Below are 1,457 nucleotides of genomic sequence, written 5' to 3'. Positions count from 1 at the left end.
GTGTTGGGCGCCGACTTCATCCGCACGGCCCGCGCCAAGGGCGCGTCGGAGTTCCGCGTCGTCACAAGGCATGCGTTGCGCACGGCGCTGATACCTGTGGTGACGCTGATCGGCCTGCAGATCGGCTCGCTGCTCGGCGGCGCAGTCATTGCCGAAACCATATTCGGCTGGCCAGGCATCGGCCGGCTGGCGGTCGGCTCCATCGTCTCCAGCGATTTTCCGATGGCCCAAGGCTGCATCATGGTGCTCGCCTGCGGCTTCATCGTGGTCAATTTCGTCGTCGATGCACTCTACGGCCTGCTCGATCCCCGCATCCGGAGCAAGGTCCGATGAGCACAGACGTCACCGCCCCCCAAACGGCAAATCTCGCGGGTACTTCGCGACCGCACCTGCTCCGGCGCCTCGCCCGCGATCCTCTGGCCCTCATCGCCCTGATCTTCCTGGTCGTGATTGTCGTTGCGGCCATTCTTGCGCCCGTGCTGTCGCCGTTCGATCCCTACGACACCAATCTCAGGATGCGGCTCCGCCCACCCGGCGGCGAACATCTGCTAGGCACCGACACCCAGGGGCGGGATCTGCTGACCCGCTTGCTCTACGGCGCCCGGACAACGTTGGCACTCGGATTTGCCAGCATCGTCGTCGGTAGCCTGGTCGGCACCAGCATCGGGTTAGCCGCCGCCTTCTACCGCCGGCTCGAGGGTCCGCTGATGCGGCTGGTCGACATCCTTTTGTCGTTTCCGTCGATCCTGTTTGGCCTGGCCCTGGCGGCAATGCTGGGCGTCGGCATGGACAGCCTGGTCATTGCGCTCGGCCTGTCTGCTGCGCCGCCCATCGCCCGTGTCGCTCGCGCCACTGCCGCCTCGGTGATGCAGGCGGAATACATGGATGCCGGCCGCGTCATCGGCCTGTCCGACGGCGCCCTGATCCGGCGCTATCTGTTGCGCAACTGCGCCGCCCCTATCGTCGTCTACTGCTCGTTGCAATTCGGCGAGACGATCCTTCTCGCCGCGTCACTTGGCTTCCTCGGCCTTGGGCTGCAACCGCCGACGGCGGAACTCGGCAGCATCGCCGCTGAAGGGCGCAGTTTCATCTTCCTGGCACCGCATGTCTCGACCGCAGCTAGCCTGCTGATCTTCATGATCGTGCTGTCCTGTAACCTGCTGGGGGATGCGTTTCGCGACCTCACCGACCCGAAGCTGCAGCGATGACCCCCAACGTACCCCTGATCGAGGTCCGCGGCTTGCGGGTCGGCTTCCACACCTCGGGCGGCACGGTGGCGGCCGTCGACGACATCGACTTCACCGTCCGTGCCGGCGAAACCCTGGCGATTGTCGGCGAGTCCGGCTCGGGCAAGAGCGTCATGTCGCTGTCGCTGCTGCGCCTGGTCCCGAGCGCAATCACTGCCGGCGAAATCCTGTTTTGCGGCGAAGACCTGTTGACCAAGCCGGCCCACGCAA

Annotated in this window: 3 protein-coding genes; all 3 read left to right on the top strand. The window is 65.7% G+C overall.

Annotated features, from left to right (window positions below; genetic code table 11):
• Positions 1-333, top strand: a 333-nt coding sequence (locus AC1DUU_RS31895) for an ABC transporter permease (RefSeq protein ID WP_476787295.1), incomplete at its 5' end; no start/stop codon positions are given.
• Positions 330-1,208: an ABC transporter permease gene (locus tag AC1DUU_RS31890; protein ID WP_476787294.1), complete on the top strand. Its 879-nt coding sequence runs from the start codon at positions 330-332 to the stop codon at positions 1,206-1,208. The genes AC1DUU_RS31895 and AC1DUU_RS31890, both read left to right, overlap by 4 nt.
• Positions 1,205-1,457 (top strand): ATP-binding cassette domain-containing protein (locus AC1DUU_RS31885; RefSeq protein ID WP_476787293.1); only part of this gene is annotated, 253 nt, incomplete at its 3' end. The genes AC1DUU_RS31890 and AC1DUU_RS31885, both read left to right, overlap by 4 nt.

It is taken from the genome of Aminobacter sp. P4_H6_2 (assembly GCF_056400805.1).
The sequence above is the reverse complement of the archived record's forward strand: the minus strand, read 5'-3'. Positions and strand labels throughout refer to the sequence as shown.

Excerpts from the sequence above, each read along its gene's own strand:
- AC1DUU_RS31890 (WP_476787294.1), top strand. The coding sequence starts at position 330 with ATGAGCACAGACGTCACCGCCCCCCAAACGGCAAATCTCGCGGGTACT.